The organism is Armatimonadota bacterium (assembly GCA_037138755.1).
Taxonomy (GTDB): Bacteria; Armatimonadota; Fimbriimonadia; order Fimbriimonadales; family Fimbriimonadaceae; genus Fimbriimonas.
This window is the reverse complement of sequence record JBAXHT010000001.1, coordinates 582,609-599,045: the sequence shown is the minus strand read 5'-3', so window position 1 is coordinate 599,045 and position 16,437 is coordinate 582,609. Positions and strand designations below refer to the sequence as shown.

At 55.0% G+C, this 16,437-nt stretch carries 16 protein-coding genes; 4 read left to right on the top strand and 12 right to left on the bottom strand.

The window, feature by feature from the left end; genetic code table 11:
- Window positions 1-6: 6 nt before the first annotated feature.
- From WCK51_02835 to WCK51_02825, 3 genes are read right to left on the bottom strand one after another with little or no spacing between them, the layout of a single operon-like run.
- Complete coding sequence (locus tag WCK51_02835; GenBank protein ID MEI7575802.1) at window positions 7-1,995, bottom strand: S9 family peptidase; 1,989 nt, start codon at window positions 1,993-1,995, stop codon at window positions 7-9.
- A 37-nt stretch (window positions 1,996-2,032) separates the two neighbouring features.
- Window positions 2,033-2,635, bottom strand: coding sequence for an ankyrin repeat domain-containing protein (locus WCK51_02830; protein ID MEI7575801.1), 603 nt, complete (start codon window positions 2,633-2,635; stop codon window positions 2,033-2,035).
- 12 nt (window positions 2,636-2,647) lie between these two features.
- Window positions 2,648-3,199: an isochorismatase family protein gene (locus WCK51_02825; protein ID MEI7575800.1), complete on the bottom strand. Its 552-nt coding sequence runs from the start codon at window positions 3,197-3,199 to the stop codon at window positions 2,648-2,650.
- A gap of 111 nt (window positions 3,200-3,310) precedes the next feature.
- Here WCK51_02825 and WCK51_02820 point away from each other — a divergent pair, with 111 nt between their 5' ends.
- Complete coding sequence (locus WCK51_02820; GenBank protein MEI7575799.1) at window positions 3,311-3,838, top strand: hypothetical protein; 528 nt, start codon at window positions 3,311-3,313, stop codon at window positions 3,836-3,838.
- A gap of 62 nt (window positions 3,839-3,900) precedes the next feature.
- Entirely contained in the window at window positions 3,901-4,422 is a 522-nt protein-coding gene (locus tag WCK51_02815) for a hypothetical protein (protein ID MEI7575798.1), read from the top strand.
- A gap of 7 nt (window positions 4,423-4,429) precedes the next feature.
- Here WCK51_02815 and WCK51_02810 read toward each other — a convergent pair whose 3' ends face one another.
- The 5 genes from WCK51_02810 to WCK51_02790 all read right to left on the bottom strand — a co-directional run bounded on the left by WCK51_02810 (window position 4,430) and on the right by WCK51_02790 (window position 9,236).
- Entirely contained in the window at window positions 4,430-5,386 is a 957-nt protein-coding gene (locus tag WCK51_02810) for an FAD-linked oxidase C-terminal domain-containing protein (GenBank protein ID MEI7575797.1), read from the bottom strand.
- Between the two features lie 23 nt (window positions 5,387-5,409).
- Entirely contained in the window at window positions 5,410-6,828 is a 1,419-nt protein-coding gene (locus WCK51_02805; GenBank protein MEI7575796.1) for an FAD-linked oxidase C-terminal domain-containing protein, read from the bottom strand.
- 18 nt (window positions 6,829-6,846) lie between these two features.
- Entirely contained in the window at window positions 6,847-7,635 is a 789-nt protein-coding gene (locus WCK51_02800; protein MEI7575795.1) for a TerC family protein, read from the bottom strand.
- A gap of 47 nt (window positions 7,636-7,682) precedes the next feature.
- The gene (locus WCK51_02795; GenBank protein MEI7575794.1) at window positions 7,683-8,243 is read right to left on the bottom strand and encodes a flavodoxin family protein; all 561 of its coding nucleotides are present in this window, start codon (window positions 8,241-8,243) and stop codon (window positions 7,683-7,685) included.
- Between the two features lie 63 nt (window positions 8,244-8,306).
- On the bottom strand, window positions 8,307-9,236 hold the full coding sequence (locus WCK51_02790; protein MEI7575793.1) for a sugar phosphate nucleotidyltransferase: 930 nt from the start codon (window positions 9,234-9,236) through the stop codon (window positions 8,307-8,309).
- Window positions 9,237-9,278: 42 nt separating this feature from the next.
- Here WCK51_02790 and WCK51_02785 point away from each other — a divergent pair, with 42 nt between their 5' ends.
- Complete coding sequence (locus WCK51_02785) at window positions 9,279-10,511, top strand: hypothetical protein (GenBank protein MEI7575792.1); 1,233 nt, start codon at window positions 9,279-9,281, stop codon at window positions 10,509-10,511.
- On the opposite strand, the gene WCK51_02780 is transcribed toward WCK51_02785, so the two are convergent.
- From WCK51_02780 to WCK51_02765, 4 genes are all read right to left on the bottom strand, one after another.
- Complete coding sequence (locus WCK51_02780; protein MEI7575791.1) at window positions 10,508-11,299, bottom strand: ABC transporter ATP-binding protein; 792 nt, start codon at window positions 11,297-11,299, stop codon at window positions 10,508-10,510. The two genes, WCK51_02785 and WCK51_02780, sit on opposite strands and share 4 nt — an antisense overlap.
- Window positions 11,299-12,576, bottom strand: coding sequence for a TolC family protein (locus tag WCK51_02775; GenBank protein MEI7575790.1), 1,278 nt, complete (start codon window positions 12,574-12,576; stop codon window positions 11,299-11,301). The genes WCK51_02780 and WCK51_02775 overlap by 1 nt, the downstream gene beginning before the upstream one ends.
- A gap of 67 nt (window positions 12,577-12,643) precedes the next feature.
- Window positions 12,644-14,032, bottom strand: coding sequence for an argininosuccinate lyase (gene argH, locus WCK51_02770; GenBank protein ID MEI7575789.1), 1,389 nt, complete (start codon window positions 14,030-14,032; stop codon window positions 12,644-12,646).
- Window positions 14,033-14,080: 48 nt separating this feature from the next.
- Window positions 14,081-15,580 (bottom strand): endonuclease/exonuclease/phosphatase family protein, encoded by a 1,500-nt coding sequence (locus WCK51_02765; GenBank protein ID MEI7575788.1) that lies wholly within the window; start codon window positions 15,578-15,580, stop codon window positions 14,081-14,083.
- 53 nt (window positions 15,581-15,633) lie between these two features.
- Here WCK51_02765 and WCK51_02760 point away from each other — a divergent pair, with 53 nt between their 5' ends.
- On the top strand, window positions 15,634-16,422 hold the full coding sequence (locus WCK51_02760; GenBank protein ID MEI7575787.1) for a sulfite exporter TauE/SafE family protein: 789 nt from the start codon (window positions 15,634-15,636) through the stop codon (window positions 16,420-16,422).
- The last annotated feature ends 15 nt before the right edge of the window (window positions 16,423-16,437 follow it).

Below are 16,437 nucleotides of genomic sequence, written 5' to 3'. Positions count from 1 at the left end.
GTTCCCTTACAGGAACCGTTTCCACCAACTCACAATCTCATTGAGCCTGTGCTGACGAAGGTCAGCCGGGCCCGAACGGCTCATGCCGTGAGAAGTTGAGGCGGGATAGCGGACGAAGCGCGTTGCTACACCATTTTGCTGGAGGGCTGAGTACACCTGTTCCCCTTGCTCAATGTTGCAGCGTAAGTCGCCCGCAGAGTGGATGACCAAGGTTGGTGTCGTGACGTCTTTGAAGTAGGAGATTGGGGATTGTCGCCAGAGCTCCTTGATGTCGTTCAGGTCACCCCAGGCGTTGCCCTTAAAGTAGCCGTCCTTGTTCATTGGGAAGTCGCTGTTTCCGGCCATCGAGACGAAGTTGCTGACGCATCGGTCGGTGATCGCGGCTTTGTAGTCCTTGGTATGGCCGATAACCCAGTTTGTCATGTACCCGCCGTATGAGCCACCAATCACTCCCATTCGAGAAGAATCGATGAATGGCTGAGCTTGCATCCACTTTGTTACCGTCTGGATATCGACCCAGTCCGCGGTTCCCCAGTCCCCCTGGATCGCCTTAGTGTGAGCCTCGCCGTAGCCGGTTGAGCCACGCGGGTTGGTGTACACCACGACGTAACCCTGAGCTGCTAGCACCTGGAATTCGTGGAAAAACGCCCAGCCGTACTGAGCGTGTGGACCGCCGTGGACTTCAAGAACTGCGGGCCAGGGGCCGTCTCCGACGGGTTTGATGACCCAGCCGTGGAGTTTTGTGTTGTCCGGTGTATCGAGCCAGAGTTCCTCCGCGGGTTGCACTTGGGCTTCCGCATGCCAATCGGCATTGAATGAAGTCAGCTGTCTGATCGAACCCTGAGCTAGGTCTTCGACAATGGCTATCTCCGGCACCAGAGTTGGAGTGCTGAAAACCCCCACGGCCTTACCGTTGCAAACTGAATTCCCGGAAAACAGATGTTGACCGCTCGTGTGGAAATCAATCTGCCCGTCAAGCGAGATTGTTGTGAAATGAGTCTCACCCTTGGTTCCGATCACTGCGTGGATGGCACCGGAGTCCTCTCGCCACTCGATCCAAGCTCCGAAACTAGCTTCCTTAGTGTCGCTCAACGTTGAAACTGTGAGGCTATGGTCGGTTGGCTCCGTCAAGTTTTTGACTGAACCGCCGTTTACTGGACAAGTGAACAAATGGGTGTTGCGAACGCCCCACGGATCTTCGAGGTCAACATTGCCTGCCCAGGCGAACGTGTTCCCGTCGGGTGACCAGCGGAGCGATTGCTTCTCACCCACCGGTAGACCCGGAACTTGATTTTGAGAACCATCGAGCTTGAGTCGATAAATTTGGTCGTTTGGCTTCTCTCGGAAGGGATGCTCGCATGCGCTGCGGATCACACCGAGCTCGTCGGACGCCGGCGACCACGAGAAGTCGTAGTTGCCGTGTGCATCACGATCGTCGATCATATTGACCTCACCGGTAGACACATTCAAAAGATAAAGCTTGAACCGCTGCCCACCAAAATATCCGTCGCCGTCCAGCCGATACCACTCGGCCTCAGTCGCCAGCGGAGCCTCGCTCATCCCTGCTTCTTCGCGCTCTTTCTTGCCCTTCTTGGTGAACTCTTCGGCGGTCTCGCGGAACGTGAATGCAATCCACTTGGCGTCTGGCGACCACTTGTATTCACCAATCGAGCCTTCGTCAAGAGTTGTCAGAGCTCTTGCCTCACCAGCTTTCGGCAAAAACATGAGCTGGGGACCGTCCGACTCTCTTGTTGAAACGAAAGCGATTCCTGATTGATCCGGTGCCCAACGTCCAGAGCTGTTGGAGGCCGTGCCTTGAGTGAGTTGAACACAGTTGCCTGCCAGATCAGTCGCCCAAAGTTGGTTCACCGACTTAAACTTGTCACCGACCGTCTTCAGTCCGAACAAAACCTGGGTTCCATCGGGCGAAAACTGGGGATCGGAAACGAGTTTGAACTTCAGGAGGTCATCGATGACTACCGGGCGCTTGGACATGAACCGAGTCTACGCAAATCGCGCCAAGAAAATCCCCCTAGCCAAGGATTTCGACCAATTCTTTGTACCCAGCTTGTTCCGCCAATTCGGCCGGAAGTTTGCCTTCAGGCCCGGGAACTGGTGTTGCTCCATTTTCGATGAGAAACTGAGCCAAGGCACGATTCCCTTGCGACGCTGCGTAGTGCAGCGGAGTCCAGCCACTTCGGCTAGCAAGATTGACGTCGGCACCCTCAAAAACGAGCTCACGAGCGATGGCTTCGTGCTGATTGGCCAGTGCTGAATGCAGGGAAGACACACCTAACGAGTTCTCCGAAAGCCAATCCAGAGAGGCCCGCTTTGCCAAAAGAAACTTCACCGCTTCCAAGTGTCCAAAAAATGCGGCAAGATGCAATGCCTGCCAGCCGTCCTCACTCACAGCGTCAACGTCAACGCCTTCCAGCTTTGAAACATTTCCAAACGCCGCTGCCTCAAAGCTGGTGAGGTCGGACTTTTGATCCACGATCGCTTCGGCAAGTTCCGTATGTCCGTGGTACAACGCCAAAAGTGCGGCTCCAGGTTCATCCGCCAATCCTGGATTCTGCTCCAGCAGACTGAACGCCGCCGAAGTGTGCCCTTGTTGAATGAGTTCACATAAACCCACAGGGGCATTCTATCAGAATTGCTTCACGACCGCCAGTAGCTCGCGGAACTTGGGGCTATCGGCGGAGTGGCACCATTCATAGGCGACTGCTTCAGAGTGAAACGGAATCACACCGGCATCCCGCAGTCGTTCCATACCAAGCTTGTGACGGTCTTGAGAGCTGGAAGAAACCGCGTCCGGACATACGGCGACCTCGTAGCCTTTACTGAGAAGGTCTAAAGCAGTCTGAGAAACGCAGATGTGTGTTTCTATTCCAACGATGACGACCTGTCTTCTGCCCGTCTTCTCCAGAGCCGCCATGAACTCGGGGTTGGCCGCCGCCGAAAACTCCATCTTTCCGAAAACTTCGTCGAAAAGCCCGTCAAAGCGAGGGTCAGTTCCGCCCATTCGCGATGGGTACTGCTCAGAGGCAACGATCGGAACGTCAAAAATCTTGGACGCACGACACAAAAACTCCGACCGTGTCAGTACCCTTTCAGCCTCATGAATGATCTTGAGGAACGACTCTTGCAGATCGATCACCAGTAAAACCGACTCAGCTGGCGTTAACTTTATCGAAGGCATTCCTTGATTTTGAACTACAAAACGTGGACAAGCCGCGTGCTAGGGTTTATAATGAGCAAGACGACGGGCACGGAAACATTGCCGGGGCCACGACGCGGTTGGATATCGAACATGAAAACGACTTTGATGGCGCTGACGGCAGTGATGATTTCCGGTGTAGCTTCGGCTAACTCTACTTTCCAGGACACTGGAGTAAGCCTTGAAGGCTTCACGGTGAAACTCGGACTCGCCTTCCCGGTGGACAACACCCTGAAGAACAACCTGTCGAGCAACATCAACTCGCTCGGCCTGGAGTTTGCGATTCCGAGCAGCTTTGCAAAGAACTCGGATGCAACCGTCAGCCTTGACTACTACGGTCGAAACATCGGCGAATTCGGAAAGGGATCGCTTGTGACCGTTGCATACAACACCCGCATCTACAGGGAAGTCGGAGTTCCTCGGCGTAGCTACACGGTGCTTGGCCTTGGACTAGGATTTGCCAACATTTCACAGAGCGATACGGTTTATGTCGTTCGCGGTGGCTTCGGTAAGGAACTGAGCGACCACACCTTCCTCGAAGCTGTCGGCACTTTCTCGACCAAGACCGCAAACGACGGTTCGTTCAACACCATCGGCCTCTACTTCGGCTACCGATTCTAGTCGGTCAACGGAAAAACGTCACGCCCTTCTGGAGTCGCCTTCAGAGGGGTTTTCTATTTGCGATGCCCAAGCCGACATCTTTTGGAGATTTCCAACCCGCCCAAGAACCCGGTGCTTTCTGGGAAATCGTTCAACGGGAGAAGTTCTTCAGAACTCCTTCACCACTTTTGCGAAACGGTGAGCAGCTGTTGGGGGTCGTCAAAGACGGACACTGCAAGGCAGCTGCTGATCATCCAACTTGGTCGGCGAAGGTGGAACGATCTTTGTCGAATCAAAGCGTCCTGGTTCAGTTAACGGTCAGATCATTTACCCGCCAGTTCTATGTACTGATCGACACAACTGGTGACCTGCGCTCGTCCCATCCCGAATACGCAAGTGTTCGCCGTTCGATCAATGGAGTTGAACTACACTTGGTGGGAATCGGAATCGCTCGGCGCCGGGAGGCGTGGAAAGATTCCGACGCAGCCAGGCACGTCCTAGGATTCATCGACATCGTCCAACTTGAAGACTCTGGAGCCGAGCCGCTTCTAGTTTGGCTATGCTTCGTGATCGGAACGATGGTATGGGTGGATACCGGGGACTAACTCCAGCCTAGATGAACCCAAACTCGCCAGGATTGAGTTTGTTGGTCGGGTCGAATAACTGTTTGGTGCGGCGCATTAGAGCTTCGGTTTGTGGAGAGTGGATCTCAGGCTCGTCGTCCCAGTAGTTCGTTCTTAGTCCTTCGTTCATCCCTTCTGGCAAATCAGCAGTCGGTCCTGACTCGAACCAAAACGTGCCCGCCTGAACATCATGAACCCATGCGCGGATGCCGTACTCAGCTTCGAATTGCTCTAGGGAGAAACCTGACTTTTTAAGACAATTCAACCGCCGCCCAAACTGAGGATAGATTCGCCAAGCTGGGGTCAGATCCTGATTCACTTCAATAGATGGAATGGTGACAGACTCTCTCGGCACAACTTTCAAGCAGACTTCGAGAAGAATGCCCAGCGTGTGCCGACTACCTATCATAAGCTTGTGAAGGTCGAAGCCTGAGACACTTTTCACCACAGCCGATCCGGACTTGACGATCGACCCATCCGCCAACATTATCTTTGCGCCGATGACCCAGTCGCGCCACGAGCCATGCTGGGACTGGAGTACGTGCGGCCAATCAGTAGCCATTGCATCACCTATCGAGTCGACTGCACTAGCACCAAACTCGTCCCAATATGCAGCGCCTAGCGACTCGCGGTCACCATGATATGGAATCGCAAACTTTGTTGACCCCAGACGAGCGAGGATCGACAGGAACTCTGTGTGAGCTGAAACCGTAAGTGTTTGATTCTGTTCGTCAAGGTCAAATCTTTCCGGAAGGTTTGAAAAGTCGATGTAGCTAAACGGTTGAGCCTTGGAGGCAATTTTTCCCTCCACGCCTACCGTCCACTCTTCTTCGTAGACCGCGGCGTGAAGCTCGTGTTGCGTTCGCTCTGAAGTATTACGAAACTGACCTCCGAGACCTATTAGCAGACGATTGCTCTGCAGCAGCAGTTCTGCGAGATCCGCCATTGATTTGGGTTGATGAGTTTGGTTCACGTCGCCACTCCCCGCCAACGAATTTTGTGTTCGGCGCAGGCACGGTTCATTGGCAAAACCTTGCAGGGGTTGGCGAGGCCGGTTTGATCGAAGATTTGCTTGACCAAACCCTGAGCCGCCAGGTCTTCGGGGGTGTACATCAATGGCAGAAGGTCGAGTTTCTCAACGCCGACGCCATGTTCTCCCGTGACCGAGCCGCCCAGCTCGACACACTTACGGATGATGTCCTCGCCGGCTTTCACAACTCTTTCGATCACACCCGGCTCGCGGTCGTCGAAGTAGAAGCAAGGATGGAGGTTGCCGTCTCCGGCGTGGAAGATGTTGGCAACACCAATCCCGTGCTCTGCGGCGACTGAATAAACAAAATCGAGCATCTCGGGGAGCTTAGACCGGGGAATGACGCCGTCGTGGGTGACGACGGTGGGGGCAAGGCGGCCCATCGCCCCAACGCCCTTTTTGCGTGCCGTCCAGAGCTTCGCGCGTTCCTTGGCGTCTGCGGCCTCGACGAAACTCAAGTTTCCCTTCTCAGAGCAAACCGCCCGGACGGTCTCCATTTCCCCTTCAACAACCCCTGAGTCAAAGCCGTCACATTCAACAAGCAGCAAAGCCTGGGCGTCATCGGGAAAAGAGAGACCAAACGCCGCATGGACCGCGTTCATAATCCCTCTGTCCATTATCTCCAGTGCGGCAGGAATGGTGCCTCGAGCGATGATCTCCGCGACCGATTCGGTGGCCGCTCGCACGGTCGAAAAGGCGATCAGTGCCGTTCGCACCTCGGTGGGAACCGGAGTGAGTTTCACCCACGCCTCCGTCACAAATCCAAGTAGCCCCTCGGAGCCGCAGATGATGCCAAGAAAGTCGTAGCTGGGGCCCTGACCGTACTTTCCGCCGATGGTCAGGATTTCGCCTTGGGGGTCAACCATCGTGACGCCAAGAATGTGCTGAACCGTGACCCCGTACTTCAATGTATGCGGACCACCCGCATTCTCCGCAATATTCCCGCCAAGAGTGCTCACGGTCTGCGAAGAAGGATCGGGGGCAAAGTGAAGGCCGTGTGCGGCAACCGCGTCGGTGATCCGCTTGTTTGCGATTCCGGCTTCCGCGTGCAGTGCGCGGCTTTCGATATCAATCTCAAGGATGCGGGTGAGCTTTTTGGTGGAAATCACGACTCCGCCAAGAGCGGGCATCGCGCCTCCGCTCAATCCAGTCCCTGCACCTCTAGCCGTAAATGGGATCTGGTGCTGGTTGCACCAACGCACCACCTTAGCGACTTCCTCAGTCGTTTCCGGAAGAACAATGACCGAGGGATTCGACTTGTCGACCGTGTACGCGTCGCAATCGTAAGCGCGCTCGGCGGCAGGACCAGCAAGAATCTGATCGGGGCGAAGCACGGCGTTGAGCGACGCGAAGTCCATTGAGGTGGAGTTTACAACTTACTCCGACGTATCTGGCAAAGGATCTTGGTGCAATTGGACCGGCTTGGATCCGCCACGCACTCTGATATTGATCGCCTCCACCACTACCGCAAAGACCATCGCAAAGTAGGTATAGCCCTTCGGGATGTGGATTCCACCGGCGTCAGCAAGCAAGTTCGCCCCAATCAGTACCAGGAAGCTTAGGGCGAGGATTTTGACCGTTGGGTGCTTGTCCACGAACTTGGAAACGACCCCACTGTAGTAGACCATGAACACGCCACTAATGATGACGGCAGTGATCATGACCCAGATCTCCTTAACCATTCCCACTGCAGTGATCACCGAGTCGAGGGAGAAGATGATGTTGATGCCAATGATTCCCATCAGCACCTTTTGGAACGTCGCCGGTTTGCCTTCTTTGTGGGATTCTTCGGCACCTTCAAGCTTGTGGTGAATCTCCTTAACGCTTTGGTAGATTAGGTACAAACCGCCGCCGAAGAGAACCATGTCTTTGATAGAAATCCCGATTGCCTCGGTGATAACTTCAGGCTTCTCTTTCGCTGCTTCGAAGAGCGGACGGAGGAATGAGAGTTCAAAAATGGGGTTCGTTGCGCGAACAATGAACCCGATTCCCAGCAGGAGCAGAATTCGGACGCCAATGGCAAGCCACATTCCTAGGCGACGAGCTTTTTCTTGCTCCTCGCCTTTGAGTCTTCCGCTAAGAATACTGACGAAAACGATGTTGTCGATGCCGAGAACGATTTCAAGAATCGTGAGCGTGAAAAGTCCAATTAAGGCTGCTACCATTTGGGATCAGCCTTATTGTACTTAGCTTAGCTTTACCGGGTTGCGTTTTACTTGTTCCAGCGAAGAACGGCCTCGGCGACTCGAGCTCCGAATTTTTCGGATGTGTCGAGGTCAGCCTTTCCTGGTGTTTCCTCGGCCGGGGCGTTGTCACTTTGGGTTCCGAGACCTAAGTAGTATCCGTTGCGATTGTTGGTTCCGTCGTTTTTGATTCCAACGCTGACCCAGATCATCTCCTGCTGCGCAGCAAGGGTCGCCAGGTAGTAGAGAGTGACGTTTTTGTCGCCCGCGTTTGACATTGAGTTGGTGAACCCTGCGGCAATCTTGTCCTTCCAGGCGCCGGCAAACCATGGCTTTGCTGTCGCGTCGGCAAAGAGTTTGAACTGCCCGCTCGGACCACCCATGTAGGTCGGCGCGCCGAAGATGATGCCGTTGGATGCGTTGAGCAGCTCCCAGCCGTTCTCGTAGCCGTCGATCGCCGCATCCACGGCAGTGACGTCGAGAAGAACGGCTTTGACGCCCTCTACGGAGTTCGCTCCGGCTGCGACATGCTCGGCGACTTTCTTGGTATGTCCGTATCCGGAGTGGTAAGCAATGGTGATCAAACTCATGACAAATGAGTTCTACTCTCCGCAAGTGACAATCATCTGTACGGGCGGATACAAAGCGGAAACTTAACCTTTCCAGTCGCCATGAATAATCTGGTTTTCTAGGTCACCTTCTGCGCTAACAGTTCCGGCGAGGATACAGTTTTTGATGTTTCCGCTCACGTTAATCGTCGCTCCGGGGAACACGACTGAATTTTCGATTGAGTTACACGAAACGGTCGCGCCTTTGCCGATGACGACCGGGCTTGAGGTGTTGCCTTGGACGGTTGCGCTGGCATCAACATCGTCGCCGCCGGAAAGGAAGAAGCTGGTTTCTAGGTAAGAATCGAGCGTTCCGGTGTCGAACCAGGTTCCTTTGAACTCACCAGCAAGAACCGTTTCGCCTTGGTCAATAAGAGTTTGGATGGCGTCGGTGATCTCGTACTCGCCTCGGGCTGAGGGCTGAAGGGTTGGGAAAATCGACCAGATTTGGGGTCCGAAGAAGTAGAGTCCAGCCATCGCGAGGTTGGACTCAGGATTCTTTGGCTTCTCGACGAGTTTCACGATTCGATCACCCTCGACATTGGCAACTCCAAACCGAGAAGGATCTTCGACTGCCATCACAAGATTGAGATTCGCACAACCCGAAGACTCGAACTTCTCCTTGAACTCTGCAAGCGAGCGGTCGTAGATCGCATCCCCAAGATACAGCACGAACGAATCACCGCCGACAAACTCTTCGGCAAAGCTCACTGCATGAGCAAGGCCCTTCGGCTCGGGCTGTCGAACGAAGGATAGCGAAACTCCAAATGCCGAGCCATCGCCAAGGCCCTCGCGCATCGCGGCTTCGTTTTCGCCAACGACGATGCCAATTTCCGTGATCCCCATCTCCTTCATGCGGTCGAAGGCGTACTCCATCGTCACCCGATTAGCAAGCGGAAGGAGCGGCTTCGGGATCACGTGGGTAATTGGGTACAGGCGGCTGCCTTTTCCGGCGGCGAGGATCAATCCTTTCATCGTCCTCGCAAGGATACCGGGTTCTTGTGCTACCCTAAAACCATGCCACGGATTGGCGTACTGATTTTCGGTGCATTATTGTGCCTCGCGGGTTGCGGAAGTAAAGAAGAGGTTAAGTTTTCCTCTTGGTCACCGGAGGTCTCGGCAAAGCCGATCACCGGTTCCTTCGCCAAGCTAGTCCAAATTGGAGAAGCCGTTGAGCAAGAGGCCCGGGCTAAAGCGTTTTACAAGGGCAAGCCAACACCGCCCATCACCACGCGGACGGCCTTTTTTGACAAGGAAAAGAAGCAGGCAAACGCGATCATTGGCCCGAATAAGTCGATGCTCATCTCATTGGCGGCTTCAAAGTTTGATTTTCAGTATCATCCGGTCGGCCTTGCAGAACCCCCCATCTACTTGCGTGGGATTCGTCTGATCGGTGAATCAATGCTATGGGATATGGAAAGCTCTATCGCCTCCCAAAAATCAGATCTAGCGATTCAGCGATGTGGACAGCTGACTCGCCTCGGGTCTCAGCTACTGGGTGGCGGAGCGTATGAAGCATCGCTCGGGATTTCACTTATGGATCGAGCTCGAGCGACGCTCGCGCCGGAACTCGGGAAGCTCGGGGCTGGCCAGCTAGGAATCCTAGCCAAGCTCATTTCGGGCGCCATCGCGACGCGACCCGCACTTACGGATTGTCTTGAAAACGAAACCAACAACATGCTTCTAGCTCTTCAGCAAGCTCAAGACTTGGCCAAAGCCAAGGACTTCAAGAAGCTTGAGGAGAAGCTCGGGAAATCGACGCACGATGAAGTTGTGCTTTTGGACTCCGTCAGCCGCGATCTCTCGAAGGTCGCAAGCGTTTTTGATTGGATCGGAGAAGATATTCGGGCCCGCGGGAAGTGGCACGTTGACCAAATGCGAAAGCCCAACCCAGAGGTTGCGCCACCTGACCTCAAGAGTCGCAAGAACTGGCGAGTGATGTATCGGTACTTTGCGTCCAACCTTGATTCGCTCGCTCCTTATGTCAAGAAGTGTGCGGCTCGGACTCAGCTCTTCATGCTCGAGTGCTACCTGCGCCAGAAGGTGAAGCTCAAGACGCCGTTGCCCACGTCTTTGGAAGCATTTTCGGCTCAGGCGGTCCGCGACCCGTTCACAGGAAAACCGTTCTACTTCAAGTCAGGAGCCGGAGAATTCAAGGTCTACTCCGCAGGCTCCGACGGCATTGATGATGGCGGCGAATCGAATGAGTCATTCGACTCGCCTGACTTAGTGCTAGAAAGCAAGAATTAGAGCTTGAAGCTCAACTTTTCGGCAACTGGTTCTGGCGTCACTTCTGGTTCAACCCCGGCGTCCGGATCCGGAAGAGTCTTGATAACTTCCCGAGCGTCCACCGGATTTGCGACCATCTCATCGCTCCGGATGCGTCCATCTCGGAACCGAATAATTCGCTTGCAGTGCCGCGCAACATCCTCTTCATGAGTAACGATGATCACGGTTCGCCCCTGCCGATTCACATCCTGAAACACCGCCATGATCTCCTCACTAGTTCTCGTGTCCAGGTTACCGGTAGGTTCGTCGCCGAGAATCATGACCGGATTATTGACGATCGCTCTGGCAATCGCGACGCGTTGCTGTTGACCGCCCGAGAGTTCGGCGGGCGTGTGATCCATTCGCTGACCAAGCCCGACTTTTTCCAAGGCGGCTTTTGCTGTTGCCTCCTTGTCTTTTGCTCCGGCATACATCAGCGGGAGCTCAACATTCTTCAATGCCGAGGTTCGGGGGAGCAAGTTGAAGTTCTGAAATACAAACCCGATGTACTTGTTCCGAATCCCAGCGAGTTCATTATCGTTCATCCTCGCAACCGGATTGCCGTCAAGGAAACACTCACCCTCGCTTGGCCGATCCAGGCATCCGATCAGGTTCATAAACGTAGACTTTCCAGAGCCAGAAGGACCCATAATGGCAACGAAATCGCCTTCAAAAATCTGGACGTTGATCCCTCGAAGAGCGTGAACTGTTTGGTCGCCCATAACATATCGCTTACTGAGGTTTTTGGCCTCAACCACGATCTTAGCCATCAGTTATCCTCGCCCGGAATTGGCATGCCGGTAACTAGCTGAAGCCTGAGTTGGGAGATCAAAAGGTCATATTTGGCGTCGATTCGGTTGCTCTCGGCAGTAGCCAGACTAACCTGTGCAGTGAGAAGATCGATCAGATCACTGGCACCAAGTCGACGCGATTCGGTTGTTGCTTCAAAGTTGAGCTTCGCGGCATCGAGTGCCTTTTCGGCGGCCTCCGCTCTCGACTTGTTCTGGCTAAAGGTGATAAACGCCGATTCAATTTCGCTTCGAGCGTCCCGCTCGGCCTGGCTTAGCGTGGCGTTTGCAGATTCGAGCGTGGCCCGCTGGATCGCAACCGCGCTTCGCGCGTTGCCTCCGTCGAACAGCGGATATCTTAGCAAAAAGCTAATGTTTTGGTTGTTTCCGGTCGTCGGTGTGAAAAACGAGGTGTCCGTGTAGTCGAGGGTCCATTGGAGGCCAGCGCCGATCTGGGCGTTCCTCAGGGACTGCTGAGTAGCCCCGATGTTGCGGCGTCGCGAAATGAGGTCTGGTCGAATGGTCATCCCGACCTCAACTGCCCTAGCTAGCTCCGAAGGGCTGTCAATGTCGACTTTGTACGGACTCAAAACTGGGCGGTCGAAATCCTTTTGGAGGCCAATTTGCGACTTCAACGTTGCGGCGTTGGTATCGACGCGGTTCTTCGCCGTGATCACGTTGACTGATGCGTTGAGGGTATCCGCTTGGGCCTGAAGGATTTCTCTACGGGCGGCGTCGCCGACCTTGACTCGGGCTTTAGTCTGTTCTAGAACGGTCTCGGCTCGTTTGAACTGATAGTCGGCGAGTGACTCAAGCTCCTGGGCGCGAAGGGTTTCGATGTACTGCTGATGGACTCCGAAGATCACCTGGCGAAACGTCTGTCGACTCTGGGCAACTTGTGCGGCTTCGCCTTCTCGGGCGGATCGAATCTGGGTCAGTCGTTCGCCGGAGTCGAGGATGCGCCAGTTGATTCGAGCCTGAGTTGCGGTTTGTTCGAATTCAAAGGTGGTACCGCCAATCGTCGAGTTTCCTTGCTCGTTCTTGGTCTTCGAGAAGCTGAAGGCTGGTGTGAGGGTCGGAAACAGGGCGGACGTTGCCTGGGCCTTTCGAGCGGTCGCAGCTTTGATATCGAAAGCCGCAGCCTTGAGCGTTCCGTTGTTTGCCTTCGCCATGCGAAGCGCATCTTCAAGCGTCAGGGTCTCCCCCGCCCAGCCGCTCGCCGCGAGCACAATGGCTCCTAATAATCCAAATCCCTTCATTTTTCGTTGTCTCCCAACAAGTTGTTACGCGGTTATGCCCCACTAGGTTCGCCTTGGGGCAAGATACCTAGGCGATCTTTGAGAATCCTCGGTCGCTGTGGAGCACTTTTGCTAGGTCGAGCTGGACTGACATTGCTTTCGGACCGGGTCCGCCATAGGATTCTCGGCGCCGAACGCTGTCCTCTGGCTTCAACACGTTTAGAGCTTCGCAGGGAATCTCAGGAGCGATTTCTTTGAGGTTGCTCTCCGTCAACTCTTCCAGGGTGATGCCCCGCTCGTTGCATCCGATGACGACCCTTCCGACTACTTCGTGAGCCTCTCGGAACGGCATGCCGCTCGTTGCCAGGAAGTCCGCCAGATCGGTCGCGGTTGAGAAATCTCCGCGTGTTGAGTTGGCCATCGTCTCTAACTGCCACTCGCAACTTTCGAGTTGGAGTTGGATGAGCTGGAGCGAATCTTTGATTTTGCCGAGCGAGTCAAACAGTGGTGGTTTATCTTCCTGAGTGTCTCGGTTGTAGCCGAGCGGCAGACCCTTCATGACGGTTGCCATCGTCACCCAGTTGGCGATGACCCGTCCGGTCCGACCACGGATCAGCTCGGCCATGTCCGGATTTCGCTTCTGGGGCATGATCGAGGAGCCAGTGGTCACAGAATCGTGAAGCTTGACGAAGCCGAATTCGCGTCCCGACCAGAGCACAAGCTCTTGGGCAATTCGGCTGAGGTCGATCATGATGAGCGCGCAGACGTGAAGCGCATCCAAGATGAAAGAGCGATCTGAGGTCGCGTCCAGAGCATTAGGGATCGGAGCAGTAAAGCCGAGCTCCTGTGAGGTCATGTGCCGGTCGATCGGAAATCCGGTTCCTGCCAGAGCGGCTGCTCCTAAAGGCGAATAGTTTGCAAGCTCAAACAACCGTTCGGCGCGCCAGCCGTTCCGCTGAAGCCCCCAGAAATGGCCCATGAGGTGGAATCCAAGAGTGATCGGCTGAGCGTGCTGCTGGTGGGTGTACCCCGGCATCAGTGCCTCTTTGTGTTCGGTTGCTTGCTCGAGGAGGACGCCTTGAAGCGACTTGATGAGGTCGAGAACAATGAGCAGTTCGTTGTGCAGGAAGAGTCGGGCTGCGGTGGCGACTTGGTCGTTTCTCGACCGAGCCGTATGGAGCTTCCCGGCAACATCACCAACGATTTCCTTCAGCCTCAATTCGATCGCGGTGTGAACGTCTTCAACATCGACGTCTAACGCCCGAGGACCCTCTTCGTGGATTTTCTCGAGGCCGTCAATGAGAATCTTGGCTTCTTCTTTCGAAATAATCCCGGTCTCGCCGAGCATCCGCGCGTGGGCAACGCTGCCGATCAGATCCTCTTGCCAAAAGTGCAAGTCGGTCTTGATGGACTGTCCAAATCGATCAACAAGATCAGCGGTGGACTCGCTAAATGCCCCGCCCCAAAGTTTCTTCATGCGAGTTGCTAGCATACCGGGGAAGTTGCCCCGGTATGCCTGTTGCACTTACTTGCGCTTTCGTCTGAGCAATCCTGCGACACCGAGGCCGAGAGCGGCCATGGTGGCTGGTTCCGGCACGGCAACGATTCCGCTTAGGTTGACGGTTCGCATCTGGCCAGTGGCGTTGTCGGTGATTTGGAGGACTGCGTTTCGGATTCCGGTCGAGGTGGTGTCCATGCTGATGAGCTTGGCAACCGAGCCACCGGCCGCGAGGGTCCCGCCGGTGGGGAGGGTGAAACCTGTACCGGACAGGGATAGGGAGAAGGATGAGTTTTGGACTCCGGAGGCACCCCAGATGGCTGCATCAACTGCGTTGCTGATATCAACGCTGAGCTGGCTGGTTGACCCGATCAGCGCGGTTCCGAAGTTGAGGCTAGATTGAGCGACTTTCAGGTCAGCAGGGAGTTTGAGGTCAAGGAAGATTGGAAGGTGTCCACCAACGTTGTTTGGGTTGGAGTTCCCGACCGAATCTCGGATTGCGGCAGCGATCGTATTTCCGACCATTGCGTTATTGGTGGTGTTGATTGTCGAGTTGAACGATGTTCCATCGTTGCCCCATGCACGGTAGCTGTGATTTGGGTCATTCCAAGTTGTTGTGCTGTAGGCTGCGGTCGTTGAGCCAACGTATTCTAGGCCCTTGCCATCGCGCATGGTGCTTCCGGTGAGAATGAAGTCCATACGATCGTCCATTCCTCCCGCTCCATAGGGGTCTTGGGTATGGAGGAAACGGTACGCGTTGTTATTGTTCCAGGTGACGGTTGCACCCGTTGAAGTGAATGAGCTGTTGATTGGGTCGTGGAATCGACCGTTGGTCACGGTTGCGCCGCTGTTGTTGGTGGTTGAGGCGTCGATGAGGGCTCGATAGGAGTCGTCATTGGAGGTTCCGATATTAAAATCGCCGCCCAGAAGGACATTCCGACCGGCCGCGGATTGGGTCGCAGCATCGGTGCGGATGTTTCGGGCTTCGAATAGCCTTCGGGATTCTTCGGATCCACCCGTGGCCGTTCCGGACTTGAGGTGGGACGAGTAGAGCGACATCAGAGGGTTGGTTGTGCTGCTTGCATCGTAGCCGAGGAGTTTGAAGTCGTAGCGTTGGGTGCTTCGGGGGTCGCCGGCGATGTTGGCGAGGCTTTGGAATTGGACTTTGTTGGTTCGGTAGAAGAAGGCACTGTCGGAGTCGCCGGTGGTGAGAAACGGCGTAGCTGCAGCCCATTGACCGGATTGACCGGGCGCGGAGTTGAGCATGGCGAGGAATGACGTGACGCTTGCGGAGCCTTGCATTTCTTGCGCTACGAGGACGTCGGGGTTCATCGAGCGACCTTGGAATGAGCCGAAGATTGCGGTTTGGAAGGCGGCTTTTCGGGCAGTTGATTCTGTCGACGTGAAGTTGGTGACGTTCCAAGTTGCCACTCTCAGTTGAGCGAAACCGAGCGAGGAGAGGGCACCGATACCCAAAAGCCAAATCGCTCGCGCGCGCGAAGTTCTGCCAAAGCTAAGAAAATGCATGAAGTTTTAGGATACCAGCGGGGGGAATCACGCTATCCGTCAAAATACTCAGAGTGCTGATTCTTGCCTATTTCTTAATCGTTCTGACCGGAGTCTCATTTGGTCTGATCGGGGCGGGCGGCGCGATCTTGATTGTTCCGATTTTGGTGTACATGATGGGCATCGAATCTGGAGCGGCAACGGGCTATGCACTCCCAATTAGCCTCCTTGTCAGCGGGACTGGGGCTTGGATTGCCCGGAAGCAGGGGCAGGTGGACTTGGCTCGGGCGGTGCAGTTCGGAGTACCGACGGCACTTTCGACATTTGCGACTCGGAAGCTGTTGGTTCCGCAACTTCCAGCAACCCTGCTAGGTTTACCGAAATCGAGCGCATTGATGTTTGGGTTTGCGCTGATCTTGGTGGGGGCGTCGGTTTCGATGTTCTTCTCGAACCGAGTGAAGTCGCATGAGGACTCCCATCCCTGGACAGGAACTGTTTTGGGTCTTGGAGTCGGGGTAATTTCGGGGCTGTTTGGGATCGGGGGCGGGTTTATGATCGTTCCGATTCTGGCGGTTTTCTTTGGCATTGATATGAAGAAGGCGGTGGGGACTTCGTTGACCGCGGTGGTGATGATTACTTTTCTTGGTTTTGTAGCGGAGTTTTTGAACCATCCGCAGTTGCCTTGGGCTTTCCTAGGTGGGGTGACGGCTTGCGCGGCTTCTGGGATGGTTGTTGGCTCCGTGCTTCGGGAGCGGGTGGATAGTGCGGGGCTGCGGGCGGGGTTCAAATGGTTCGTTTTAGCGGTTGCCGTGATGGTAGTTGGGTTGGAGCTTTGGAAGCTGGGTTCGGTTCCTGGGTTTTGAGTCGATTTTCGGTTC